The sequence below is a fragment of the Pseudomonas sp. WS 5410 genome, assembly GCF_012985645.1.
Classification (GTDB): Bacteria; Pseudomonadota; Gammaproteobacteria; order Pseudomonadales; family Pseudomonadaceae; genus Aquipseudomonas; species Aquipseudomonas shahriarae.
Genome location: NZ_JAAQWS010000033.1, coordinates 24,183 through 46,487 on the forward strand (window position 1 = coordinate 24,183; position 22,305 = coordinate 46,487).

At 59.7% G+C, this 22,305-nt stretch carries 23 protein-coding genes; 13 read left to right on the forward strand and 10 right to left on the reverse strand.

Annotated features, from left to right (window positions below; all coding sequences use genetic code 11):
• The first annotated feature begins 23 nt into the window (after positions 1-23).
• Entirely contained in the window at positions 24-629 is a 606-nt protein-coding gene (locus tag HBO24_RS28450; protein WP_057960474.1) for a pyridoxamine 5'-phosphate oxidase family protein, read from the forward strand.
• 150 nt (positions 630-779) lie between these two features.
• Here HBO24_RS28450 and HBO24_RS28455 read toward each other — a convergent pair whose 3' ends face one another.
• Positions 780-1,262: a GyrI-like domain-containing protein gene (locus HBO24_RS28455; RefSeq protein ID WP_057441956.1), complete on the reverse strand. Its 483-nt coding sequence runs from the start codon at positions 1,260-1,262 to the stop codon at positions 780-782.
• 195 nt (positions 1,263-1,457) lie between these two features.
• Between HBO24_RS28455 and alaC the strand changes: the two genes are divergently transcribed.
• Positions 1,458-2,669 carry an alanine transaminase gene (gene alaC, locus HBO24_RS28460; RefSeq protein ID WP_029296464.1) on the forward strand — a complete coding sequence of 404 codons (1,212 nt, stop codon included), beginning with the start codon at positions 1,458-1,460 and terminating at the stop codon, positions 2,667-2,669.
• A 130-nt stretch (positions 2,670-2,799) separates the two neighbouring features.
• Here the strand turns inward: alaC and HBO24_RS28465 are convergent, their stop codons facing one another.
• Both HBO24_RS28465 and HBO24_RS28470 read right to left on the reverse strand, forming a co-directional pair.
• Positions 2,800-4,152 carry a GntP family permease gene (locus HBO24_RS28465; RefSeq protein WP_057960476.1) on the reverse strand — a complete coding sequence of 451 codons (1,353 nt, stop codon included), beginning with the start codon at positions 4,150-4,152 and terminating at the stop codon, positions 2,800-2,802.
• A gap of 84 nt (positions 4,153-4,236) precedes the next feature.
• Positions 4,237-4,770, reverse strand: a complete 534-nt coding sequence (locus tag HBO24_RS28470; RefSeq protein ID WP_057441958.1) for a gluconokinase — start codon at positions 4,768-4,770, stop codon at positions 4,237-4,239.
• Positions 4,771-4,983: 213 nt separating this feature from the next.
• Here HBO24_RS28470 and HBO24_RS28475 point away from each other — a divergent pair, with 213 nt between their 5' ends.
• The 5 genes from HBO24_RS28475 to HBO24_RS28495 all read left to right on the forward strand — a co-directional run bounded on the left by HBO24_RS28475 (position 4,984) and on the right by HBO24_RS28495 (position 8,824).
• The gene (locus HBO24_RS28475; RefSeq protein ID WP_162947806.1) at positions 4,984-6,015 is read left to right on the forward strand and encodes a LacI family DNA-binding transcriptional regulator; all 1,032 of its coding nucleotides are present in this window, start codon (positions 4,984-4,986) and stop codon (positions 6,013-6,015) included.
• Between the two features lie 337 nt (positions 6,016-6,352).
• Positions 6,353-6,676 carry a DUF6124 family protein gene (locus HBO24_RS28480; RefSeq protein ID WP_057960477.1) on the forward strand — a complete coding sequence of 108 codons (324 nt, stop codon included), beginning with the start codon at positions 6,353-6,355 and terminating at the stop codon, positions 6,674-6,676.
• 117 nt (positions 6,677-6,793) lie between these two features.
• Positions 6,794-7,426: a glutathione S-transferase gene (locus tag HBO24_RS28485; RefSeq protein ID WP_057439933.1), complete on the forward strand. Its 633-nt coding sequence runs from the start codon at positions 6,794-6,796 to the stop codon at positions 7,424-7,426.
• Positions 7,427-7,436: 10 nt separating this feature from the next.
• Entirely contained in the window at positions 7,437-8,174 is a 738-nt protein-coding gene (locus HBO24_RS28490; protein WP_170060791.1) for an NAD(P)-dependent oxidoreductase, read from the forward strand.
• Positions 8,175-8,323: 149 nt separating this feature from the next.
• Positions 8,324-8,824 carry a hypothetical protein gene (locus HBO24_RS28495; protein ID WP_170045872.1) on the forward strand — a complete coding sequence of 167 codons (501 nt, stop codon included), beginning with the start codon at positions 8,324-8,326 and terminating at the stop codon, positions 8,822-8,824.
• Between the two features lie 168 nt (positions 8,825-8,992).
• Here the strand turns inward: HBO24_RS28495 and HBO24_RS28500 are convergent, their stop codons facing one another.
• The gene (locus tag HBO24_RS28500; protein WP_057439937.1) at positions 8,993-10,312 is read right to left on the reverse strand and encodes a PAS domain-containing methyl-accepting chemotaxis protein; all 1,320 of its coding nucleotides are present in this window, start codon (positions 10,310-10,312) and stop codon (positions 8,993-8,995) included.
• A gap of 704 nt (positions 10,313-11,016) precedes the next feature.
• Here HBO24_RS28500 and HBO24_RS28505 point away from each other — a divergent pair.
• Positions 11,017-11,433: a GNAT family N-acetyltransferase gene (locus tag HBO24_RS28505; RefSeq protein ID WP_170060792.1), complete on the forward strand. Its 417-nt coding sequence runs from the start codon at positions 11,017-11,019 to the stop codon at positions 11,431-11,433.
• Here the strand turns inward: HBO24_RS28505 and def are convergent.
• The 3 genes from def to HBO24_RS28520 form a co-directional block, all read right to left on the reverse strand.
• Positions 11,430-11,969, reverse strand: coding sequence for a peptide deformylase (def, locus tag HBO24_RS28510; RefSeq protein WP_029296447.1), 540 nt, complete (start codon positions 11,967-11,969; stop codon positions 11,430-11,432). The genes HBO24_RS28505 and def overlap by 4 nt on opposite strands.
• A 3-nt stretch (positions 11,970-11,972) precedes the next feature.
• On the reverse strand, positions 11,973-12,926 hold the full coding sequence (locus tag HBO24_RS28515) for a YihY/virulence factor BrkB family protein (RefSeq protein ID WP_115128800.1): 954 nt from the start codon (positions 12,924-12,926) through the stop codon (positions 11,973-11,975).
• A gap of 176 nt (positions 12,927-13,102) precedes the next feature.
• A complete protein-coding gene (locus HBO24_RS28520) occupies positions 13,103-13,294 on the reverse strand; it encodes a CsbD family protein (RefSeq protein ID WP_057439941.1) in 192 nt (63 codons plus the stop codon).
• 199 nt (positions 13,295-13,493) lie between these two features.
• Between HBO24_RS28520 and HBO24_RS28525 the strand changes: the two genes are divergently transcribed.
• The gene (locus HBO24_RS28525) at positions 13,494-13,871 is read left to right on the forward strand and encodes a hypothetical protein (RefSeq protein ID WP_057439943.1); all 378 of its coding nucleotides are present in this window, start codon (positions 13,494-13,496) and stop codon (positions 13,869-13,871) included.
• A gap of 195 nt (positions 13,872-14,066) precedes the next feature.
• On the opposite strand, the gene fadD1 is transcribed toward HBO24_RS28525, so the two are convergent.
• Together fadD1 and fadD2 are read right to left on the reverse strand one after the other, a co-directional pair.
• Positions 14,067-15,758: a long-chain-fatty-acid--CoA ligase FadD1 gene (gene fadD1 / locus HBO24_RS28530; RefSeq protein ID WP_057439947.1), complete on the reverse strand. Its 1,692-nt coding sequence runs from the start codon at positions 15,756-15,758 to the stop codon at positions 14,067-14,069.
• 312 nt (positions 15,759-16,070) lie between these two features.
• The gene (gene fadD2 / locus HBO24_RS28535) at positions 16,071-17,759 is read right to left on the reverse strand and encodes a long-chain-fatty-acid--CoA ligase FadD2 (protein ID WP_057439948.1); all 1,689 of its coding nucleotides are present in this window, start codon (positions 17,757-17,759) and stop codon (positions 16,071-16,073) included.
• Between the two features lie 210 nt (positions 17,760-17,969).
• Between fadD2 and HBO24_RS28540 the strand changes: the two genes are divergently transcribed.
• Both HBO24_RS28540 and HBO24_RS28545 read left to right on the forward strand, forming a co-directional pair.
• The gene (locus HBO24_RS28540; RefSeq protein ID WP_057960484.1) at positions 17,970-18,914 is read left to right on the forward strand and encodes an alpha/beta hydrolase; all 945 of its coding nucleotides are present in this window, start codon (positions 17,970-17,972) and stop codon (positions 18,912-18,914) included.
• Positions 18,915-18,982: 68 nt separating this feature from the next.
• Positions 18,983-19,453, forward strand: coding sequence for a MaoC family dehydratase (locus HBO24_RS28545; protein WP_032862565.1), 471 nt, complete (start codon positions 18,983-18,985; stop codon positions 19,451-19,453).
• Positions 19,454-19,638: 185 nt separating this feature from the next.
• Here the strand turns inward: HBO24_RS28545 and HBO24_RS28550 are convergent, their stop codons facing one another.
• Complete coding sequence (locus tag HBO24_RS28550; protein ID WP_057439949.1) at positions 19,639-20,106, reverse strand: PA2169 family four-helix-bundle protein; 468 nt, start codon at positions 20,104-20,106, stop codon at positions 19,639-19,641.
• Between the two features lie 206 nt (positions 20,107-20,312).
• Between HBO24_RS28550 and HBO24_RS28555 the strand changes: the two genes are divergently transcribed.
• Positions 20,313-20,549 carry a DUF3820 family protein gene (locus HBO24_RS28555; RefSeq protein ID WP_008056784.1) on the forward strand — a complete coding sequence of 79 codons (237 nt, stop codon included), beginning with the start codon at positions 20,313-20,315 and terminating at the stop codon, positions 20,547-20,549.
• A 12-nt stretch (positions 20,550-20,561) separates the two neighbouring features.
• Positions 20,562-21,734, forward strand: a complete 1,173-nt coding sequence (locus HBO24_RS28560; protein WP_170060793.1) for an aminotransferase class V-fold PLP-dependent enzyme — start codon at positions 20,562-20,564, stop codon at positions 21,732-21,734.
• Positions 21,735-22,305 lie beyond the last annotated feature (571 nt).

The following is a 22,305-nucleotide window of genomic DNA, read 5'->3' on the forward strand; positions in this document are numbered from 1 at the left end:
GCTCCCTGGGCAAGGAGACCCACATGCTAACCACCCTGGACCAACTCGAAACCCTCTACGGCCTGCCCCAGGAGCGTGCCCTACGCAAGGAAATCGCGTTTCTCAATGAGGATTACCAGGCGATGGTCAAAGCCTCGCCGCTGGTGATTGTCAGCTCTTCAGGCGCCGATGGCCTCGACGGCTCGCCTCGGGGCGATGTGCCGGGTTTTGTGCGGATCATTGATGAGCGCACGCTGGCGATCCCCGATCGGCCGGGCAATAACCGCCTCGATACCTTGCGTAACCTGTTGGTGGATCCGCGGATTGCCTTGCTGTTCATCATTCCGGGAATCGGTGAGACGTTGCGGGTCAACGGGCGGGCGCAGATTTCCATCGAACCTGAGTTGCTGCAGAGCTTTGCGGTCAACGGCAAGCCGGCGCGGTCGGTGATTGTGGTGCAGGTAGAAGCGGCGTATTTCCACTGCTCGAAAGCTTTTGTGCGCTCCGATTGCTGGAACCCGGACAAGCATGTGGAGCGTTCGACACTGCCGTCAGCGGGGGCTTTTCACAAGCGTTTGAATGATGGGCAGTTTGATGCCGAGGCCTACGACCGGGAAATGCCGGAGCGGGTCAAGGCCACGTTGTATTGAGGCACTGGCCGGCTCGGGCGCCCTTGAGATCGCCATCGCGGGCGAGCCCGCTCCCACAGGTAATTGCGCGGTACCAGGCTTTGAGTACACCCCGATACAAATGTGGGAGCTGGCTTGCCTGCGATGGCGGTGGATCAGGCGACGTACAGGTTATGCGGACTTTTCGACAGGCAGCCAGATTTCCACGGTGCCGGTGCCCTTATCCACATCAAAGTCGGCGCTGTAGCGCTCCAGATCCGGCCCGGCGACCTTGTACCCCGACGTCGGCAACCACTCGTACATAATCCGCTCATAGGTCTGCGACAGTGCATACACCGGCCCGTAGTGCGCGAAGACCGCATAATGATTGGCCGGCACTTCAATGGATTGAAAGTTGCCCGGCACATCACTTTTGGCTGGCACTTCGACCCCGGCGATGTAATCAAACTCTTCCTGGGTGGCGTTGTAGCAAACGCCGTAGGTCACGCCGCCCATGCGCTTTTTGATGTCCTTGATGCAGCTGTCGAACAACTCCCACAGCTTCGGAATGTCCCCCAGCGTGGCCTTGCCGTAATGACCGCCGACCCCGGCAATGACCATCGCCCTGCCCTCTTCCATGCGGGGTTCCAGGGGTAACGTTACCTGTTGGTTCATCTGCACAATCTCCATTGATAAATGACCAAAACCATACTGAGTATAGGGGCATAGTCATCCAACACTCCAGGCCGAAAATTTTCCGGCGCCATCTGGACAACCTACCCTCATCGCCCGTATTGTCTGCCCCGCAGGCCACCGCAGTGGCCGACGTCGCTCGGACGGTTCCGGGCGCTTACGTATTCCGAGGCAACAATGGCAGACCAAGGTTCGCCGCGCCGCTTTGCGCGCATAGATCGACTCCCCCCTTATGTTTTCAATATCACTGCCGAGCTGAAGATGGCTGCGCGTCGGCGCGGCGAAGACATCATCGACTTGAGCATGGGTAACCCCGACGGCCCGACTCCACCGCATATCGTGGAAAAACTGGTGACCGTCGCCCAGCGCGAAGACACCCACGGCTACTCCACCTCCAAAGGCATCCCGCGCCTGCGCCGCGCCATTTCGCGCTGGTACAAGGACCGCTATGAGGTGGATATCGACCCGGAAACCGAGGCCATCGTGACCATCGGTTCCAAGGAAGGCCTGGCGCACCTGATGCTGGCCACCCTGGACCAGGGCGATACCGTTCTGGTACCCAACCCCAGCTACCCGATTCACATCTACGGTGCGGTGATTGCCGGCGCCCAGGTGCGCTCGGTGCCGCTGATTCCCGGCGTGGACTTCTTTGCCGAGCTGGAGCGGGCGATCCGCGGTTCGATCCCCAAGCCGAAGATGATGATCCTCGGCTTTCCGTCCAACCCGACCGCGCAGTGCGTGGAGCTGGACTTCTTCGAACGGGTGATCGCCCTGGCCAAGCAGTACGACGTGCTGGTGATCCACGACCTGGCCTACGCCGATATCGTCTACGACGGCTGGAAAGCCCCGTCGATCATGCAGGTACCGGGAGCCAAGGACATTGCGGTGGAGTTTTTCACCCTGTCCAAGAGCTACAACATGGCCGGCTGGCGCATCGGTTTTATGGTGGGTAACGCGGAACTGGTCAACGCCCTGGCGCGCATCAAGAGCTACCACGACTACGGCACCTTCACCCCGCTGCAAGTGGCGGCGATTGCCGCGCTGGAAGGCGACCAGCAATGTGTGAAAGACATTGCCGAGCAGTACCGCCAGCGCCGCAATGTGCTGGTCAAGGGCCTGCATGAACTGGGCTGGATGGTAGAGAATCCGAAGGCGTCGATGTATGTCTGGGCAAAAATTCCCGAGGCGTATGCCGCCATGGGCTCGCTGGAATTTGCCAAGAAGCTGCTGCTCGAAGCCAAGGTGTGTGTGTCGCCGGGGATCGGCTTTGGCGAGTATGGCGATGACCATGTGCGCTTTGCGCTGATCGAGAACCAGGACCGCATTCGCCAGGCGGTACGCGGGATACGGGCAATGTTCCGGGCCGATGGCCTGGTCACCAAAGCCTGACCGAGTGATCGTTCCCACGCTCTGCGTGGGAACGTAGTCCGGGACGCTCTGCGTCCCAAAGCGTGACGCAGAGCATCACAAGGGGCATTCCCACGCGGGGCGTGGGAACGATCAGTCACCCCAGGTTGGGTTACACCACCAACGACAGCAACATGATAAAGCCCAGCGCCACGATGGACAGGATGGTCTCCATCGCCGTCCACGTCTTGAACGTCTCGGCCACGGTCATGTTGAAGTACTGCTTGACCAGCCAGAACCCTGCATCGTTGACGTGCGACAGAATCAACGACCCCGCCCCCGTCGCCAGCACCAGCAACTCCAGGTTGACCCCCGGCACCATCCCCACCACCGGCACCACAATGCCTGCGCCCGTAATGGTGGCCACGGTTGCCGAACCCGTGGCAATCCGAATCACCGCGGCTACCAGCCAGGCCAGCAGGATCGGGTTGATCTGCGCCGTCACCGCCATATGGCCGATCACGTCACCCACACCGCTGGTCACCAGCATCTGCTTGAAGCCACCACCGGCACCGATGATCAGGATGATCGCGGCGGTCGGCGCAAGGCTCGCATCCAGCAGCTTGAGGATCTGTTTGGAATGGATGCCCTGGCGATGGCCAAAGGTGTACAGCGACAGCAACAACGCCAGGAGCAAGGCACTGATCGGGTGGCCGATCATGTCCATCCAGTTACGCACGATGTGCCCGTCTGGCAGGGCAATGTCAGCGAAGGTTTTCAGCAGCATCAGGAACACCGGCAGCAGCACGGTGATCAGGGTGATGCTGAAGCTCGGCAGGTTTTTTGCGTCGGACTCGCGGGCCAGTTGGTCCACCAGTTCCTGGGACGGGTTGCCGGGGATGTACTTGGCAATGAACGTCCCGAAGATCGGCCCGGCAATGATGGCGGTCGGCAAGGCGACGATCAGGCCGTAAAGAATGGTCTTGCCGATATCCGCGCCAAACACGCCGATGGCCAGCAACGGCCCCGGATGCGGCGGCACCAGGCCGTGCACCGCCGACAGGCCGGCGAGCAACGGGATGCCGATCTTGATCAGCGACACACCGGTGCGCCGCGCAACGATAAACACCAGCGGGATCAGCAATACAAAACCGATCTCGAAGAACAGTGGGATGCCCACCAGGAAGGCCGCGAACATCATCGCCCACTGCACCTTTTCCTTGCCGAAGGCGCGGATCAGGGTCTGCGCGATCTGATCGGCACCGCCGGATTCGGCCATCATCTTGCCGAGCATCGTACCCAGCGCCAGGATAATCCCGACAAACCCGAGCACCCCGCCAAAACCGTCCTGGAAGGCCTTGATGATCTTGTCCACGGGCATGCCCGAGGTCAGGCCGAGAAAGCCTGCAGCGATGATCAGCGCAATAAAGGGGTGGACCTTGAACCGGGTGATCAACACGATCAGCCCGATGATAGTGACCACTGCATCAAGCAGCAGGTAAGACTCGTGGGACATGCCAAACATGGGGGTCGTCTCCTGTTTGTTGTTGTTATTAAAGCGGGTGTTGAATTTCGTGCCGTCGGATAGCGCTATCTTTCGGGCAAAAAATCATCGGGAAGGTTCAAAACCGTGGGTCAGCCACCACGCGTGGGTCTGCGCGGCCAACGCCTCGATGCTGTCTTTACTGGCGTTGAGGGCCAGGGTCAGCGGCTCGCCAATGGGCGATTCGAGGGTGGCGAACTGGCTGTCGATCAAGCTGGCCGGCATGAAATGGCCGGGGCGATGGGATACGCGGTCGGCGGCCACTTCGCGGGTCAGTTCGAGGAAGACAAACCCCAGGCCCGGCGCGGCTTCGCGCAGGTGATCGCGGTATTTTTTCTTCAAGGCCGAACAGGTGAGCACCGGATGCTCGCCGGCCTTGAGCGCACGACGCAACTCATCGCAGAGGATGTCGAGCCAGCCGGCGCGGTCGTCGTCGTTCAGGGGATGGCCTGCGCTCATCTTTTCGATATTGGCAGCCGGGTGAAAGCTGTCGCCTTCAATGGCGGTGGCGCCGTTCAACAGGCACAGGGCCTCGCTGACACTGGACTTGCCACATCCGGAAACACCCATGATGACCAGGGCAGTAACAGGTTGACTCATGAAACACCTCAGGACGCAGATAGCGCTACCTTTGCACGCCCTAAGGCTAGTGCAAAAACAGGCTTTTCCCGCGCCTAATTGTCATTTTTATGGAGTGACGCGTGCATCCTCTGCCACCGCTTGCACCAGGATCAGGCAACCCTTTGCGCAAGTATTTGCAGGCTTTTGGAGACAGCGCTACCTTAGTGCCTCGATTTTTGTTTGGCAAGCCGCCTGATGACCTCCAAGAACGATAAAAATACCCGCACCACGGGTCGCCCTACCCTTAACGAAGTCGCGCGCCTGGCCGGCGTCAGCCCGATTACCGCCTCCCGGGCCCTGCGCGGGATCAGCACCGTGGCCACCGAACTGGTGGAAAAAGTGCAGAAAGCCGCTGCCGAGCTGAACTACGTGGTCAACCCGGCCGCCCGCGCCCTGGCCTCCGCCCGCAGCCAGTCGGTGGTGGTGCTGGTGCCCTCGCTGTCCAACCTGCTGTTTATCGAAACCCTCGAAGCCATTCATCAGGTGCTACGGCCCAAGGGCTTCGAAGTGCTGATCGGCAACACCCACTATTCCCGGGACGAAGAAGAAAACCTGTTGCGCAACTACATGGCCTACCAGCCACGCGGCCTGCTGCTGACCGGCTTTGACCGCACCGAAAGCGCCCGGCGCATGGTGGAGTCGAGCAATGTGCCCTGCGTGTACATGATGGACCTGGACCCGACGGCCGGGGTCAACTGCGTCGGTTTCTCGCAGATCAGTGCCGGCGAAACCGCAGCAGCGCATCTGATCTCCCGGGGCCGCAAACGCCTGGCCTATGTCGGCGCGCAACTGGACCAGCGTACGCTGCTGCGCGGTGAAGGCTTCCGCCGTGGCCTGCAACAGGCCGGTTTGTATGACCCAACCCTCGAACTGCTGACCCCGCGTCCCTCGTCGGTGGGCCTGGGTGGCGAGTTGTTCCTGCAACTGCTGGCCAGCCATCCGGATGTGGACGCGATCTTCTTCGGCAACGACGACCTGGCCCAGGGTGCGCTGCTCGAAGCCCTGCGCCACGGGATCAAGGTGCCGCAGCAAGTGGCGGTACTGGGCTTCAACGACCTGCCCGCCTCCAGCTTCATGGTGCCGCGCCTGAGCAGCATCAGCACCCCACGCGAAGCCATTGGCCGACGCGCGGCAGAGCATTTGCTGACGGTGATGGCCGGCAACAAAATCGCCCGGCCGGTGGTGGATATGGGGTTTGAGTTGAAGGTACGCGAGAGCAGCTAGGCATTGGCTGTAGGAATGGGCTGACTGTGCGGCCACGCCTTGCTCCGTTACCTACGGTTGCGTCAGAATCCGCCGGCTTGTGCGCCTGGGTAGGGCTCTCTAAGGTGGCTCGGTCGCTGAATGTCTCGGTGATCGGGTTTAGTAGCCCGAACCTCCCACAAAACGTGCAAGAGCTTCATCAATCGGATGCAACTGTCCGTGCTTGATGGTGGCTGTGCGCAGGGCGCCCTCGTGGTGCGCCGGGTTTTGTGGGATCTACCGGTCTACTAACCTGCGTGCAGCCGCCACCCTTTCGTTTAGTAGCGATCAGGTGGTGGCCCCGTTAGAGATCCTGTATATGTTCAAAATAACTCCAAATCCCCCGCTTCATGACGCAAAACTCAACCTGGCCGCCCACCGCGCCATTGATCACTACCTCAACCCCCCAACCGCCCCCGCGCCCGAACCTTCCACTCTGTTCACCGTCACTTCCGGCGCCAGCAGCGAAAGCCTGATTGCCAACAGCTATGAAACCCTATCCTCAGTCACCACATTGCTGCTGGACCTGTCCGAAGACCTGACCGGCAAAGACCGCGACAGGGCATTGGCGATTCACCAGTTGAGCGAGTTGGGCGTGTTGCTGATGGGCACATTGATGGACCAGCAAACACTGCACAACTAAAGCCCAGACGCGATCAGAAAGGTGGGAGCTGGCTTGCCAGCTCCCACCTTTTTTACCGTGCCCACTTGGCCCCTGCTAAATTGGCCAACGCCAACTCACACCTGCCAGGGAAGCACCATGGGACACGCGCTGAAAATCTTGGGTCGCACTTCGTCCATCAACGTACGAAAAGTCCTGTGGACCTGCCAGGAACTGAACATCCCCTACGAGCGCGAAGACTGGGGCATCGGCTTCACCCCCACCCAATCACCCGCCTTCCTCGCCCTGAACCCCAATGCCCAGGTGCCGGTGATCATTGACGACAACGGCGTGCTCTGGGAATCCAACACCATCTGCCGCTACCTGGTGGGCCTGCACCAGCGCCATGACTTGCTGCCCGCCGCCCCCGCGCCTCGCGCCAGGGTCGAGCAATGGATGGACTGGCAAGCCACCGAACTCAACCCCTCCTGGGGCTATGCCTTCCACGCCCTGGTGCGCCAGAACCCGGACTTCCAGGACCCGCAGCGCATTGCTGCCGGCGTGCGCGGTTGGAACGACAAGATGGGATTGCTGGAGCAGCAGTTGATCAAGACCGGCGCCTATGTGGCCGGTGACAGCTTCAGCCTCGCCGATATCCTGGTCGGCCTGTCGGTGCACCGCTGGCGGATGACGCCCATGGAGCGCCCTCGCTACCCGGCTGTCGATGCGTACTACGCCCTGCTCAGCCAGCGCCCAGGTTTCCAGGCCTTTGCCCTCGACGGTCACAACTAAGGATTACACGATGAAAGGACTCAACGTACTGCTCACCGGCGCCTGCGGCAGGATCGGCAAGACATTTTTCGAAGCGTCGAAAGATCGCTACCGCTTTACCCTCACCGACCGCGTCGCACCGGGCTTCGCCCTCGACGGCCATCGCTTCGTGCAGGCCGACTTGAGTGACAGAACGGCCCTCACCGCACTGCTCGACGGCATCGACGTGGTTGTGCACCTGTCGGGCATTCCCCACGCCAGCGCCACCTTCGACGAACTGCTCCCCAACAATATCCTCGCCACCACCTATCTGTTCGAGGCCGCCGTAGCCGCCAACGTCAAGCGCCTGGTCTTCGCCAGTAGCGCCCAGACCATCGAAGGCTACCCGGTGGATCGGCAAATCACCCCGGGCATGCCGGTGCTGCCGGCCAACCTGTATGGCGTGAGCAAATGCTACGGCGAAGCGCTGTGCGGGTATTACGCAGCCAAAACCCCACTCTCCACCATCGCATTACGCATTGGCGCGTTTGAATTTGCCGAAACCCACGACTTGAACAACGCCCGCGACCTCAGCGCCTGGCTCAGCCCTCGGGATGCCGTGCAGTTGTTGCAGCGCTCGGTGGAGGCCGAGGGGGTCAAGCACCTGATCGCCCATGGCATTTCCAATAACCGCTTCAAGCGCCTGGACTTGAGCGAGACCACACGGGTTCTGGGGTATCAGCCGCAGGAGGATGCCTTCCAGGTCTTCGAGATTCCCATTACCTACTGAAGGCAATGGCCGCCGACGGCAAACATTGGCCGTCGGCAACCCGCCTCTTGCCTCGGTATTGCCCTCACAGCCAATGAATACGGGGTTTTAGTTCCCGGCACGCTAATTGCTAAACCCTATGGACCGTTCAAAACCACAGGTGCCCGATCATGTTGGTCAATACCCAAGTCTCGTCCGTGATCCAACAGTCCAAACGCCCCGACCTGGACCCGGCCAACGCCGCCGCCAGCGCGCTGTACAGCGGCGTGATGCAAAACGTGCAGAACGCTGCCGCCGCGACCCAGGTGCAGGCCACGCAAAAGGCCACCGACACCACGGCCAGCAACGTGGATGCGGCGTTTGCCAAGACCCGCCTGCAGTTGCAGGCAACACCGCCGACCAGCACCACGCCGGCCACCGCGACCAGCACCCAGGCCCGGACAGAGTTCACCGACTACATGGCCAAGACGCCGGCCGAGCGCATTCGCGATCAGATCCTCAAGGAAAAGGGCCTGACCGAAGAAGAAGTGAAAGCGATGCCTATCGAACAGCAGAATGCCATTGCCCTGGAAGTGACTGAGCGCCTGAAGATGCAGGCGGCGCAGCAGTTCGCCGAGAAGACCGCTGACCCGCAGATCAAGGCCGTGAAAGATACCCTGGCTGCCATCTGATATCACCCGCCACTGCCGCTCTGCGCGGGTTGAGCCTGGCAACCCACTCTCCCGCTGACCTGTGGCGAGGGAGCTTGCTCCCGTTGGACTGCGTAGCAGTCCCATTTCAGGGCCGCTTCACGCCCCAACGAAAGCAAGCTCCCTCACCACAGAGTGGGCACGGTCCCGTTACTGCAACTGCAGGGTGGAGTTGAACTGACCGATAGCATCCACCACATGCCGCGAGCCCTCCTGGATCTCCAGGATCACCTGCCCCGCTTCATTGGCCAATTCCACCCCCAGCCCGGTACGGCTCAGGCTCGACTGCATGCTCGATACCGCGCTCAGGGACAAGTCGTGGTTTTTGCGCACCACGTCGACAATCTCGATCGTCGCCTGGCTGGTACGCGCGGCCAGGCTGCGCACCTCGTCCGCCACCACCGCAAAACCACGCCCGTGCTCACCGGCGCGTGCAGCTTCAATGGCCGCGTTAAGCGCCAACAGGTTGGTTTGATCAGCAATCCCGCGAATGGTCTGCACGATGGTGCCGATAATGTCCGACTGCTTGCTCACCGCGTCGATACTCAGCGCCGCCTGATTCAGGTCGCGGGAAATTTCTTCGATGATCTGCACCGTCTGCTGCACCACTTCCGACCCCTTACGGGCGCAGGCGTCGTTCTGCACCGAGGTGGCGTGGGCCGAATCGGCAGCGGTCCGCAACGTGGTGACCTGGTGGGTGATATCACTGGCGAACTTCACCACCTTGTACAGGCGGCCATTGGCATCGAAGATCGGGTTGTAGGAGGCTTCCAGAAACAGCGTCTGGCCATACTTGTTGCGCCGTTCAAAACGATGGGAGTGAAATTCACCCCGGTTGAGCGACGCCCAGAACGCCTTGTAAGTCGGTGACTCCACCTCGGCGCGGTCACAGAACATGCTGTGGTGCTGACCAACGATTTCACCGAGGGAATATTGCACCGTCTTCAGGAAGTTCTGGTTGGCATTGAGGATCTGCCCCTGGGGCGTGAACTCGATGACCGCCATGGAGCGGCCGATGGCGTCAATCAGGCTCTGGTTTTCATGTTCGCGGTGGATCCGTTCGGAAATGTCCGACGCCACCTTGATCACGCTCTGCACCTGGTCATCCGGACCGAACACCGGCATGTAGCTGGCCTCCAGCCACACCTCCTCGCCGCTCTTGGTCAAGCGCATGAACGTGTCGCTGATGGGCTCGCCCTGGGCCAGGTCGCGCCACAGCTTGGCGTAGGCGTCGCTGCGGTAGTAGGACTCTTCACAGAAGATTCGGTGGTGTTTGCCACGTACTTCCTCGGCGCTGTAACCCATTGTCTTACAGAAGTTTTCGTTGGCATCCAGGACTATGCCGTCGCGATCAAACTCGATCATCGCCATGGAGCGGCTGATCGCCGCCAGCTTGGCCTGGGCCTGGGTCAACGCGCAGGAAAAACGTTCGATTTGCAACAGGTCGGATTTGTGGTGCAGGTTAAACATGGTCGGATCACCTTCAGCGCTGTCTTTGAATGACGGTTAGTTCTTGGATTTGACCCAGCACAACTTTCCACAAAACAGGCAAACGCAATCGTCCAGAGACAGGACAAGTGTCAGGCGATAGATAAATGATGGCTAATCGGAGAGTCCATGGGGCAACACTCGCTTCAAGGCATCCTTTTCTTGATGACCCTCTCTGGGGCCTGCTTCAACCGACACACGCAAGTCCATTTAACTTAAGGCTCCATTTTTCCCGGCGCGTTGAGGTACGCGCTCGCTATGCCAAAAACCACCCAGAACGCTTCATATGGCAAGCGACATAAGTGGTTATGGGTGAGCATAGACAGGGCTTGGCACTCTGCAAGGCCATTAATCAGCCAGCATTGGTAAATAGAGGTTGGAGGGGCGTGCGAGGGGGATATCAGGATGTATCTTGCCGTGTAGAAGCGAGCTTGCTCGCTCCTACAGTGAAGGGCTTAGTGACCGAACAGGCCTGTCTCAGTTTTCTTGGCTTTTTTGTCCGCGCGTTTTTCATCGGCGGTCTTTGCCGGTTTTTTCTTCGCGGCTTTCTTTGAATCCATACCTTTGGCCATGATGCATGCTCCACTAACAGAGGAAGTAAGCATGGGTATAACACCTATTGCCCAACAGAAGGCGCTTTGCCCGACTTATAATCCCCAGCCCTTGATCACGCTTGTCCAAATACCATGCCCGAGTTGCACATTGATCTACTGGCAGAGCCCCTGTGGCCGTTGCTGAACAAGTTCTACCGCCGCCATAACTCGCCGATGAAGGCCCTCAAGGGCGGCCAGTTGTGGGTCGCGCGCAACAGCGAGGTCGTCGCCGGCCTGTGCCTGAGCCCCGTGGTCGGCGGTCAGTGGCTGACCGGGCTGTTTGTCGATCCGGCATTACGCGGACAAGGGCTGGCGGCGCGGCTGATCGCTGAAGCGATTGCGCCTGTCGAAGGCACGGTGTGGCTACTGTGCCACCCCGACCTGGAAGGGTTTTATACAGCCCAGGGCTTCAGCCAGCAGACCGCGTTGCCGCAGTCGCTGGCAGAGCGCCTGGTGCGCTATAAACGCAACAAGCCGATGATTGCCATGGGCCTGTGCCGCCAGGGTTAAGCGTCGGCGGCGGGATCCAGCTCCGGGAACATCACCTCGATAAACCCGAATTTGCTGAAGTCTGTGATCCGCGACGGGTACAGGCGACCGATCAGGTGGTCGCATTCATGCTGCACCACCCGCGCATGGAAGCCATCGGCAATCCGCACAATCGGCTCGCCCTTGGGGTCAAAACCCTCGTAGCGAATCTGCTGGTAGCGATCCACCGCACCGCGCAGGCCTGGCACCGACAGGCAGCCTTCGTAACCCTCCTCCAACACCGGGCTCAGCGGGGTAATCAGCGGGTTGATCAGGATGGTCTGGGGCACCGCCGGGGCATCCGGGTAGCGCTCGCTGCTCTCGAAGCCGAAGATCACCAGTTGCAGGTCGACACCAATCTGCGGCGCGGCCAGGCCAACGCCACCCACGTGTTCCATGGTCTGGAACATGTCGTCGATCAGTTGCCACAGCTCGGGGCTGTCGAACATTTCCGGGGGCACCGGGGGCGCGATACGCAGCAGGCGTTCGTCGCCCATTTTCAGGATTTCACGAATCATCGATCAACTTTCATCAGAGGTGGGTTTGGGCAGCGAATGGTCCCGGCCAAGGCCCGAGACATGCTGTTTTTGATCAGGGTGGTGTTCGCCAAAGTCTTTTTCGCCCGGGTCTTTGCCTTCGGCAGACATGTGCTCGATCACCGCGTTCATCTCCGCGCCCAGCAGTAATACGGCGGCGGAAATATAGAAGTACAACAGCAGGACAATGATCGCGCCGATGCTGCCGTACATGGCGTTGTAGTCGGCGAAGGTTTTCACGTAATAGCCAAAGCCCAGGGAAGCCACGATCCAGACCACCACCGCCAGCACCGAGCCTGGCGTGATAAAGCGAAATTTCTGCTTCACGTCCGGCATCACGTAGTACATCAAGGCCACGGCGAACATCAGCAGGATCACAATCAACGGCCAGCGCAGGATGGTCCACAGGGTAACGACGAACTCCTGCATGCCAATCTGCCCGGCCAGCCACTCCATCACTTGCGGCCCCAGGACCATCAACGCGGCGGCGGCCAGCAACATACCGGCGATACCCACGGTGTAGAGAATCGACAGCGGGAAACGTTTCCAGATCGGCCGGCCTTCCACCACGTCGTAGGCGGCGTTCATCGCGCTCATCATCAGGCGCACGCCCGCCGAGGCGGTCCACAGCGCGATAACGATACCCACCGACAACAGCCCACCCTTGGATTGCTGCAATTGGTCAATCACCGGGTTGACCTGCTCCAGGGCCTGGGGCGGCAACACCAGTTCCGATTGCAGGCGCAACCAGCTGAAGAAGTCCGGCAGGTGCAGGAAACCAATCAGGGCAATCAGGAACAGCAGGAAGGGAAACAATGAAAACAGCATCTGGTAGGCCAGTGCCGAGGCGTAGGTGGGCATCTCGTCGTCGATGAACTCTGTGACGGTGCGCATCAATACGCGGTGCAGCGGCAGATCTTTTAATACCGGAAAAATCATAGCGTCTCCTTTCGCCGCAAAAAGGTTGAGTTCGTGGGCGACTCAGGGGCCGTTTTCTACATCAAGGTAGCCTATTTGGCGACCTTGAAACAATTTCGAAACTTTAATCCGCCGGTGTGACATAAAAACGGCCATCCGTGGATGACCGTTATGCTGCGTGTTGGCAGGCGGGTGAATCAGGCTTTGTCGACCGTATTCTTTACCGCGTCCTTGACCTTGCCGATCGCTTGCTGGGCTTCGCCCTTCTTCTCTTGGATCTTGCCTTCGGCCTCAAGCTGGGTGTTGTCAGTGGCTTTGCCGACACCTTGTTTGATATTGCCAATGGCTTCGTTCGCTAAACCTTTTGCCTTATCCGCTGTGCTGCCCATGGTATTTCTCCGTAAGAACAATCAAGGGTTTTGGTCATTACCTAAGGATTGACCCTGGGCGTTTGCGTAGAGTTTCAATTATTTGCGTCAGGCATTTCATCACCCTGTACAGGTTTGGCTTTATGTTTTGCGGCCAACCCACGAGAATGCCCGGCAGATTCAGGCTCAACCGCTGAATAACAGATCCCGTAGGAAGGTTATGAAACTCAATAAATCACAGGCCATCGCCCGCAGAAACCTGGAACTGGGCGGTGCCGTGCTCGGTGTCAACAACTGCCACTTCACCGACCTGGACCGCAAGCGCAACATCTGGTGGTTCGACCTACCGGTGGCGCGCATCGCCATTGGCCAGTACGAGTGGATTCATTTGTTGATGCACAACGCCGAAACCGATCAGCTGCTGCACCTGAAAGTACCGACCGTGTACCTGCGTGAGAAGCTTGAAGGGTTGGTGGTACGCAATGCAGGCAAGCGCAAGCCGGAGATTACCCTGGAGCTGAGCGCGGACAAGGACTCGTTCCTGAAGGATGTACGCCCGGCAGGCGCTGGCGTGAGCTTCGCGCAGTTCGCCCTGTAGACACCCGATCGGAAATGTGGGGGCTGACAGGACGCCATCGCGGGCAAGCCCGCTCCCACAGGGGTTGTGCTGTACAGGTGTTTTGAGTGCGGCCCAGGACAAATGGCTTGTCGGGTCGCCGCATCGCGGCGACAGCGGTGGGTCAGTCGACACTCAGCGCCCAATAAAAAGCCCCGCATTCGCGGGGCTTTTTGTTTACTTCTTCAGGCCCAGTTTCTTCATCTCTTCATCGCGCAACTCACGACGCAGGATCTTGCCCACGTTGGTGGTCGGCAGTGCTTCGCGGAACTCGACAGCCTTCGGCACTTTGTAGCCGGTGACGTTGGCGCGCATATGCTCCATCACCTGCTCCTTGGTCAGTGTCGCGCCTGGCTTGACCACGATGAACAGCTTGATGTGCTCGCCCGATTTCTCGTCCGGTACACCAATGGCCGCGCATTGCAGCACGCCCGGCAGGCTTGCCAGCACGTCTTCCAGCTCGTTGGGGTAGACGTTGAAACCGGAGACCAGAATCATGTCCTTCTTGCGATCAACGATGCGCATGTAGCCGTCTGGCTGGATGATCGCGATATCGCCGGTCTTCAGCCAGCCTTGGCTGTCGAGCACTTCGGCGGTGGCGTCTTCACGCTGCCAGTAGCCCTTCATCACTTGCGGGCCCTTGACGCACAGCTCGCCGATTTCGCCCAGGGGCAACTCGACGCCCTCATCCGAGATGACTTTGCACAGGGTCGAGGGCACCGGGATGCCGATGGTGCCGATCTGGATATTCTGGATCGGGTTGACCGTGGCCACCGGGCTGGTTTCGGTCATGCCGTAACCTTCACAGATATTGCAGCCGGTCACGGCCTTCCAACGCTCGGCCGCCGCCAGTTGCAATGCCATGCCACCCGACAGCGTGACCTTGAGCCCCGAGAAGTCCAGCTTGCGGAAGCCTTCGTTGTTGCACAGGGCCACGAACAGGGTGTTCAGGCCGACAAAGCCGCTGAACTTCCACTTCGACAACTCCTTGACCATCGCCGGCAGGTCGCGCGGGTTGCTGATCAGGATGTTGTGGTTGCCGATCAGCATCATCGCCATGCAATGAAAGGTGAAGGCATAGATGTGGTACAGCGGCAGCGGCGTGATCAGGATCTCGCAGCCTTCGTTGAGGTTGGAGCCCATCAGCGCCTTGCACTGCAGCATGTTGGCGACCAGGTTGCGATGGGTCAGCATCGCACCCTTGGCCACGCCGGTGGTGCCGCCGGTGTATTGCAGCACGGCGACGTCTTCGCTGGCCGGGCTGGCGTCGGTGACCGGCTGGCCATGCCCCTTGGCCAGGACGTCGTTGAACTTGATCGCCTGGGGCAAGTGATAGGCCGGGACCATCTTCTTCACGTACTTGATAACGCTGTTGATCAGCAACCGCTTGAGCGGCGGCAACAGGTCAGCCACTTCGGTGACGATCACGTGCTTGACGCCAGTCTTGGGCACGACTTTTTCTGCCAGGTGCGCCATGTTGGCCAGGCAGATCAGGGCTTTGGCCCCGGAGTCGTTGAACTGGTGTTCCATCTCCCGCGCGGTGTACAGCGGGTTGGTGTTGACCACGATCAGGCCGGCGCGGATAGCGCCAAACACGGCGACCGGGTATTGCAGGAGGTTTGGCAATTGCACGGCGATTCGATCACCGGGCTGCAAGTCGGTATGCTGTTGCAGGTACGCGGCAAAGGCACCGGACAATTCGTACAACTCACCGTAGGTGATTGTCTTGCCCAGGTTGCTGAAAGCCGGTTTGTCGGCGAAGCGTTGGCAGGACTGTTTCAGTACCGCCTGAATATTTTGATACTCGTCTGGATTGATGTCTGCAGCAATCCCGGCGGGGTACTTATCCTTCCAAAAGTCTTCGATCATGGAAGCCCACTCCTCAGCGACGCGAATTCATTCACCGCATTTGATGCGATTATTATTTGTGTGTTTTTAGGTGATTCCGGCTGTTTCAAGCAGGCCGAGAGGTCACAAAGCGCGCCGAGAGTAGCAGCTTTGCCAAGGGCCGCCTAGAGCCAAAAGAGGGCCCTACAGTCATAAACATGACTCAAGAATATGCAGTAGTCATTTTTAGAGCAAAGATTCTATAACCTGCGAAACCGCTCTACTTTAAGGGTGTACACCGTAAATGTGGGAGCTGGCTTGCCAGCTCCCACATTTGAATCGCATCAATTCAGGTCAGGCGATATCGCGAAGCTCTCTGCGCAGGATCTTGCCTACCGGCGTCATCGGCAGCGAGTCGCGCAACACAATGTGCTTGGGCACTTTGTAGCCGGTGAAGTTGGCCTTGCAGTAAGTCTTCAGCTCCTCAAGGCTGACACCCTGGGCCCGCGCCACCACGAACAGTTTCACCGCCTCGCCGGTACGCTCGTCAGGCACGCCGATCACCGCGCAGTTGGCGACGTTCGGGTGGGCCATCACCACGTCTTCGATCTCGTTGGGGTACACATTGAAGCCCGAGACGATGATCAGGTCTTTCTTGCGGTCGACAATGCGCACAAAACCGTCGGGGTCGATCACCGCAATATCGCCAGTCTTGAGCCAGCCCTCGGCGTCCAGGGTCTCGGCAGTGGCCGCCGGTTGCTGCCAGTAGCCCTTCATGACCTGCGGGCCCTTGATGCACAACTCGCCCCGCTCGCCCATCGGCAACTCGACGCCGGCGTCATCAATAACCTTCATCGCCGTGCCCGGCACTGGAATACCCACGGTACCCAGGCGGGATTGATCACCGTAGGGGTTGGTGCTGGCCACTGGCGACGTCTCAGTCAGGCCGTAGCCTTCGCCGATGGAACAGCCGGTGATCTGCTTCCAGCGCTCGGCAGTGGCCTTGACCAGGGCGGTACCGCCGGAGTTGGTGATCTTCAGGTGGGAGAAGTCCAGGGTCTTGAAATCCGGGTGCTCCATCAAGGCGACAAACAGTGTGTTGAGCCCCAGCAACCCGGTAAACCGCCACTTCTTCAATTCCTTGATAAAGCCGCCGATATCCCGTGGATTGGTGATCAGCACGTTGTGGTTGCCGGTAACCATCATGCACATGCAGTTCGCCGTAAAGGCATAGATGTGATACAGCGGCAGCGGCGCGATCATCACCTCCTGCCCTTCCTTGACCAGCGGATGCCCGTCTTCACGCAGCTGGGACATGCACGCCCGCACCTGCTGCATGTTGGCTACCAGGTTGCCGTGGGTGAGCATCGCGCCCTTGGCCAGGCCGGTGGTGCCGCCGGTGTATTGCAGCACGGCGATGTCATCGAGGGTTATCGGGTGGCGGGTCACGGCCAGGCCCGCCCCCATGCGCAAGGCGCGCTTGAACGACACCGCCCGAGGCAGGCTGTAGGCCGGGACCATCTTCTTCACTTTGTCGACCACGGTGTTGATCAGCCAGCCCTTGGCGGCGGGCATGAAGTCGCCCATCTTCGCTTCGATCAGGTACTCGATCTCGGTGTCGGCCGCCACTTCCTGGACCCGGGAACCAAACAGGTTGAGGTAGACCAGCGCACGAATGCCCGCATCCTTGAACTGATGGCGCATTTCCCGCGGGGTGTACAACGGGTTGGTGTTGACCACCACCAGCCCGGCGCGCAAGGCGCCGAACACGGCAATCGGGTAATGCAGGACGTTGGGCATCTGCACCGCAATACGGTCGCCCGGCTTGAGATCGGTGTGGTGTTGCAGGTAGCCGGCGAACGCCGCACTCTGGCGCTCCAGGTCGGCGTAGGTCAGGGTGATCCCCATGTTGCTGAATGCCGGACGGTCGGCAAAGGCTTTACAGGAACGCTCGAAGACTTCGATTACTGACTTGTACGCCGACAGGTCAAGCTCATTGGGAACGCCTGTTGCGCGTTTGTCATTCCAGAAATCAGGTTGCATTATTCTTGTCCTCTTACCCGAGTGTGCCCGACCGCTTCCGGCTGTTTAAGGGAAGCGGAGCTTCGGGGACGTTAGCAGCTATGGCCAAACAGGCAAATACACTAAAACGTGTCATTGATTGTATGAATCTTGCCCCTGAGGCCGCGGGTGATCAGACGCCGGCCCTCGGATGAGCTATACACTGCAACGACCCTGAGCAAAGGAAGCGCCATGAACCACACCACTTTCTGGCTGACCGCGAACGACCGCAGCCGCCTGTACGTCAACCAGTGGCTACCGGACGGCACGCCCACGGCGCTGGTGATGCTGGCCCATGGCATGGCCGAGCACAGCGGCCGCTATGCGCGCCTGGCCCAGGCCCTGTGTGATGCCGGCTACGGCGTGTACGCCCCGGACCTGCGCGGCCATGGCCGTACCGCCGATGAAGGCACCCTGGGCCTGTTTGCCGAGCGCGATGGCTGGAACAAAGTGGTAGGTGACCTGGCCGCGCTCAACCAGCACATCGGCCAGCAAGCCCCCGGTGTGCCGATCCTCCTGCTGGGCCATAGCATGGGCAGCTATATCGCCCAGGCCTATCTGTTGCATCACAGTGCCAGCCTGCACGGGGCGATTCTCAGTGGGTCGAACTTCCAGCCGGTGGCCCTGTACCGCGCCGCCCGCCTGATCGCCCGGGCCGAACGCCTGCGCCAGGGCCTCAGGGGCCGCAGCGCACTGATCGAGTTTCTGTCGTTTGGCTCGTTCAACAAGGCCTTCAAGCCCAACCGCACGGCGTTTGACTGGCTGAGCCGCGACCCGGACGAAGTGGACAAGTACATCAACGACCCCCTGTGCGGCTTTCGTTGCACCAACCAGCTATGGATCGACCTGCTGGGTGGCTTGCAGCAAATCAGCAAAGCGTCCAATCTCAAACAGATTGATCCGGGCCTGCCAATCCTGGTGATGGGCGGCGAATGTGATCCGGTCAGTGAAGGCAAGCGTCTCACCAGCCTGGCCAACGCATTGCGCGATGCCGGCTGCCAGAACCTGCACGTGAACATCTACCCGCAGGCGCGCCACGAACTCTTCAATGAAACCAACCGCGATGCGGTCACCGCTGATGTGCTGGCCTGGATGGCCCAGGCCGTGAACCATCGCCGGCCGGCGCGCTGCGAGTGAACGCATAAATATTTTCGTTTAAAATCAACGAATTAAGATTACCGATTAGCCACAGGATGCAGGATCAGATGACCCAGGTTACCAACACTCCGTACGAAGCCCTCGAAGTTGGCCAGAAAGCCACCTACAGCAAAACCGTGGAAGAGCGCGATATCCAGCTGTTCGCGGCAATGTCCGGCGACCATAACCCGGTGCACCTGGATGCCGAATTCGCCAAGGCGACGATGTTCAAGGAGCGGATCGCCCACGGCATGTTCAGCGGCGCCTTGATCAGCGCGGCAGTCGCTTGTGAGCTGCCTGGGCCGGGCACCATCTATATCGGTCAGCAGATGAGCTTCCAGAAGCCGGTGAAAATCGGCGACACCTTGACCGTACGTCTGGAAATCCTCGAGAAGCTGCCCAAGTTCCGCGTGCGGATTGCCACCCAGGTGTTCAACCAGCGTGATGAGTTGGTGGTGGATGGCGAAGCCGAGATCCTCGCGCCACGCAAACAGCAGGTTGTGACCTTGACCGAGTTGCCGGCGATCAGCATCGGCTGATCAGGCATGTGAAATAAAGAATGTGGGAGCGGGCTTGCCCGCGATGGCGTCATTTCAGTCGATACATACATCGACTGATCAACCGCTATCGCAGGCAAGCCAGCTCCCACATTTGTATCGGGGTACGTCGCAATTACCAGTGGGAGCAGGTTTGCCTGCTCCCACATTTGTTACCTCGGCGCAGCTCAGGACTGGGCGCGAGCCTGGTTACGCAGGGCTTTCACCTGGTCGTGATTGCGTTGCGCACCATGATACTGGCGCTCAACCAGGTCACGAATACCGACCAGGTTGTGCTTGTTGATTTTCTCGATGGCCTCTTTGTAAGCCTTCAGTGCGTGGTCTTCACCGCGCTCGGCTTCGTTGAGTACCGCTTCTTCGTCCTTGCCGGTGACCATCGACTTTACGTCGACCCAGCCACGGTGCAGTGCGCCGGCCACGCTGCCGGAATCTTCCGGATCGCCACCCAAGGCCCGCACCGCCGTTTGCAGTTCGGCAGCCGCCGACGCGCAGTCTGCGGAACGCTTGATGAACAGCGCCTTGAGCTCAGGGTGCTTGATGTCTTCTGCGCAGGTCTTGAAGCCTTCCTGGCCGTCTTTGCTGGTTTCGATCAGGTCATTGAGTACGGAGATCGACTCTTTGTTGATATCAGTCATTTTTCAATTCCTTCGCGGGTTTAGAAAGGTATTGGGGTAGTTGCAGCGCCCGTGCCAGGTCTTGAATCAATATTTATTCTTTATTTTTCAACAAGTTATAAATATCCCTCAAATATGTATCCGCTTTATTTGCATGATCTGTCATTTGGCCTTCATGCAGAATGCCTGTATTTTCCAAGGCATCCTCCTGATTGCCTGAAGCCCGTATGAACCCCGAAAAACTCGAACTGCTGATCACCCGCCAAATGCCGTTCGGCAAGTACAAGGGCCGGATCATTGCCGACCTGCCCGGCCCGTACCTGAACTGGTTTGCCCGCGAAGGGTTCCCCCACGGTGAACTCGGCGGCTTGCTGGCCTTGATGCAGGAAATCGACCACAACGGCCTGTCCGAACTGCTGGAACCGCTACGCGCCAAACACGGTAAACCCGCCCCGCGCCACTAACCGAGCCCGCCCATGCCCCACACCCGCGACGAAGCCTATTGGCAGGCCATTGCCCAGCGCTATGACCTGGAGCCCAGCCCCATCAACCTGGAAAACGGCTACTTTGGCCGCATGAGCCGGGCCGTGTTGGCCCAGTATCAGGAGCACGTGGCCTTCATCAATCGCAGCAACTCGGTGCATGTGCGCCAGCGCTTCGAGCAAGGGCAACATGTCGAGATTCGCCGGCAACTGGCCGAGTTGGTCAACGTCGACCCAGAAGCGATTGCTTTCACCCGCAATGCCACCGAAGCCCTGCAGTCGCTGATCCGCAACTACAACCGCCTGCAGCCGGGCGACCAGGTGCTGATCAGCGATCTGGAATACGACACGGTCAAAGGCGCCATGCGCTGGCTCGCCGGCTACCGGGGTGTAGAGGTGATCGAAGTGTCCCACGCCCATCCGGCCAGTTTCGACAGCCTGCTGCAGACTTATCGCGACACCTTCAGCCGCTACCCACGCCTGAGGCTGATGGCGCTGACCTATGTCACCCACCGCACCGGCCTGGTCATGCCGGTGGAGGCCATCGCCCAGGTTGCGCGGGAATATGGCGTCGAAATCATCCTCGATGGCGCCCATGCCCTTGGCCAGATCGACTTCGACCTGGCCCAGTTGGGCATCTCGTTCGCCGGCTTCAACCTGCACAAGTGGATCGGTGCACCGCTGACCCTGGGCTTTCTCTATATCGCCCCGCAGCGGCTGGCGGACATTGACCCGGACATGGGCGAGTTCCATTACCCAGCCAGCGACGTGCGCGCCCGTACGTCCTACAGCACGCCGAACTTTCCAGCGCTGATGACCTTGCCGCTGGTGCTCGAAGAGCATCGGACCCTGGGCGGCGCGCAGGCCAAGGGGGCGCGGGTGAAATACCTGCGTGACCTGTGGGTGAGCCAGGTACGGCCATTGCCGGGGATCGAGGTGCTGACCTCGGATGATCCACGGTTGTATTGCGCGATTACGGCGTTCAAGTTCAACGGGCGCGATCAACAGGTGATGGCGGATCGATTGCTTAATGAATACAACCTGTTTACCACCCTGCGCAGTGGGGCAGCGTTTGGTACCTGCATACGCGTGACGCCGGGGGTGGTGACGTCGGCGGCGGACATCGACGTGCTGGTCAATGCCATTACCAAGCTGAACACTGATTAAAATGTGGGAGCGGGCTGGCCTGCGATGGCGGTGGGTCAGTCAAATATCGGTTAACTGAACCAGCGCTATCGCAGCATAGGTATCTACACAACTCTTTTCTGGGGTTGTGTACATATCCGTTGTTGCGGTTATGGCGGCTATTGGTTCCGCCCTTACGGCGGGTCACTTTTGGAAAAGAGCCCCAAAAGTAACCAAAAGGGCTCTTGCCCCACCACTCGGCACCTCGCCTAGGCTCGGTGTGCCCGTCATCCGACATTGATTTGGGGGGCCGCCGCGATGGGCCATCCATGGCCCAGCGCGGCTAACCCGGCGTCCTGCCGGGTTACCCCCCAAATCAATATCGGATGACGGCCAGCGTGGTTTAACGGGGCGCCTAAGATCAAAATCAAAGCAAAGCGAGGCGGCCTGACAGCCGACCTGATCCTCGAGGCGTACGCGGATTCCTGTGGGAGATTCTATGGTTTTGGGGAAGCCCCCAAAACCGCTTTTGACTGGTATTCGCTCAGGTTTTTCATGAGCGAAAAGGCGATGCGCGCCAGCTTGCGGCCAATGATGACCAGGGCTTGAGTCG

Coding starts and splice junctions, on each gene's coding strand:
- HBO24_RS28450 (WP_057960474.1), top strand. CDS start 24: ATGCTAACCACCCTGGACCAACTCGAAACCCTCTACGGCCTGCCCCAG.
- HBO24_RS28455 (WP_057441956.1), bottom strand. CDS start 1,262: ATGAACCAACAGGTAACGTTACCCCTGGAACCCCGCATGGAAGAGGGC.
- alaC (WP_029296464.1), top strand. CDS start 1,458: ATGGCAGACCAAGGTTCGCCGCGCCGCTTTGCGCGCATAGATCGACTC.
- HBO24_RS28465 (WP_057960476.1), bottom strand. CDS start 4,152: ATGTTTGGCATGTCCCACGAGTCTTACCTGCTGCTTGATGCAGTGGTC.
- HBO24_RS28470 (WP_057441958.1), bottom strand. CDS start 4,770: ATGAGTCAACCTGTTACTGCCCTGGTCATCATGGGTGTTTCCGGATGT.
- HBO24_RS28480 (WP_057960477.1), top strand. CDS start 6,353: ATGTTCAAAATAACTCCAAATCCCCCGCTTCATGACGCAAAACTCAAC.
- HBO24_RS28485 (WP_057439933.1), top strand. CDS start 6,794: ATGGGACACGCGCTGAAAATCTTGGGTCGCACTTCGTCCATCAACGTA.
- HBO24_RS28490 (WP_170060791.1), top strand. CDS start 7,437: ATGAAAGGACTCAACGTACTGCTCACCGGCGCCTGCGGCAGGATCGGC.
- HBO24_RS28495 (WP_170045872.1), top strand. CDS start 8,324: ATGTTGGTCAATACCCAAGTCTCGTCCGTGATCCAACAGTCCAAACGC.
- HBO24_RS28500 (WP_057439937.1), bottom strand. CDS start 10,312: ATGTTTAACCTGCACCACAAATCCGACCTGTTGCAAATCGAACGTTTT.
- HBO24_RS28505 (WP_170060792.1), top strand. CDS start 11,017: ATGCCCGAGTTGCACATTGATCTACTGGCAGAGCCCCTGTGGCCGTTG.
- def (WP_029296447.1), bottom strand. CDS start 11,969: ATGATTCGTGAAATCCTGAAAATGGGCGACGAACGCCTGCTGCGTATC.
- HBO24_RS28515 (WP_115128800.1), bottom strand. CDS start 12,926: ATGATTTTTCCGGTATTAAAAGATCTGCCGCTGCACCGCGTATTGATG.
- HBO24_RS28520 (WP_057439941.1), bottom strand. CDS start 13,294: ATGGGCAGCACAGCGGATAAGGCAAAAGGTTTAGCGAACGAAGCCATT.
- HBO24_RS28525 (WP_057439943.1), top strand. CDS start 13,494: ATGAAACTCAATAAATCACAGGCCATCGCCCGCAGAAACCTGGAACTG.
- fadD1 (WP_057439947.1), bottom strand. CDS start 15,758: ATGATCGAAGACTTTTGGAAGGATAAGTACCCCGCCGGGATTGCTGCA.
- fadD2 (WP_057439948.1), bottom strand. CDS start 17,759: ATGCAACCTGATTTCTGGAATGACAAACGCGCAACAGGCGTTCCCAAT.
- HBO24_RS28540 (WP_057960484.1), top strand. CDS start 17,970: ATGAACCACACCACTTTCTGGCTGACCGCGAACGACCGCAGCCGCCTG.
- HBO24_RS28545 (WP_032862565.1), top strand. CDS start 18,983: ATGACCCAGGTTACCAACACTCCGTACGAAGCCCTCGAAGTTGGCCAG.
- HBO24_RS28550 (WP_057439949.1), bottom strand. CDS start 20,106: ATGACTGATATCAACAAAGAGTCGATCTCCGTACTCAATGACCTGATC.
- HBO24_RS28555 (WP_008056784.1), top strand. CDS start 20,313: ATGAACCCCGAAAAACTCGAACTGCTGATCACCCGCCAAATGCCGTTC.
- HBO24_RS28560 (WP_170060793.1), top strand. CDS start 20,562: ATGCCCCACACCCGCGACGAAGCCTATTGGCAGGCCATTGCCCAGCGC.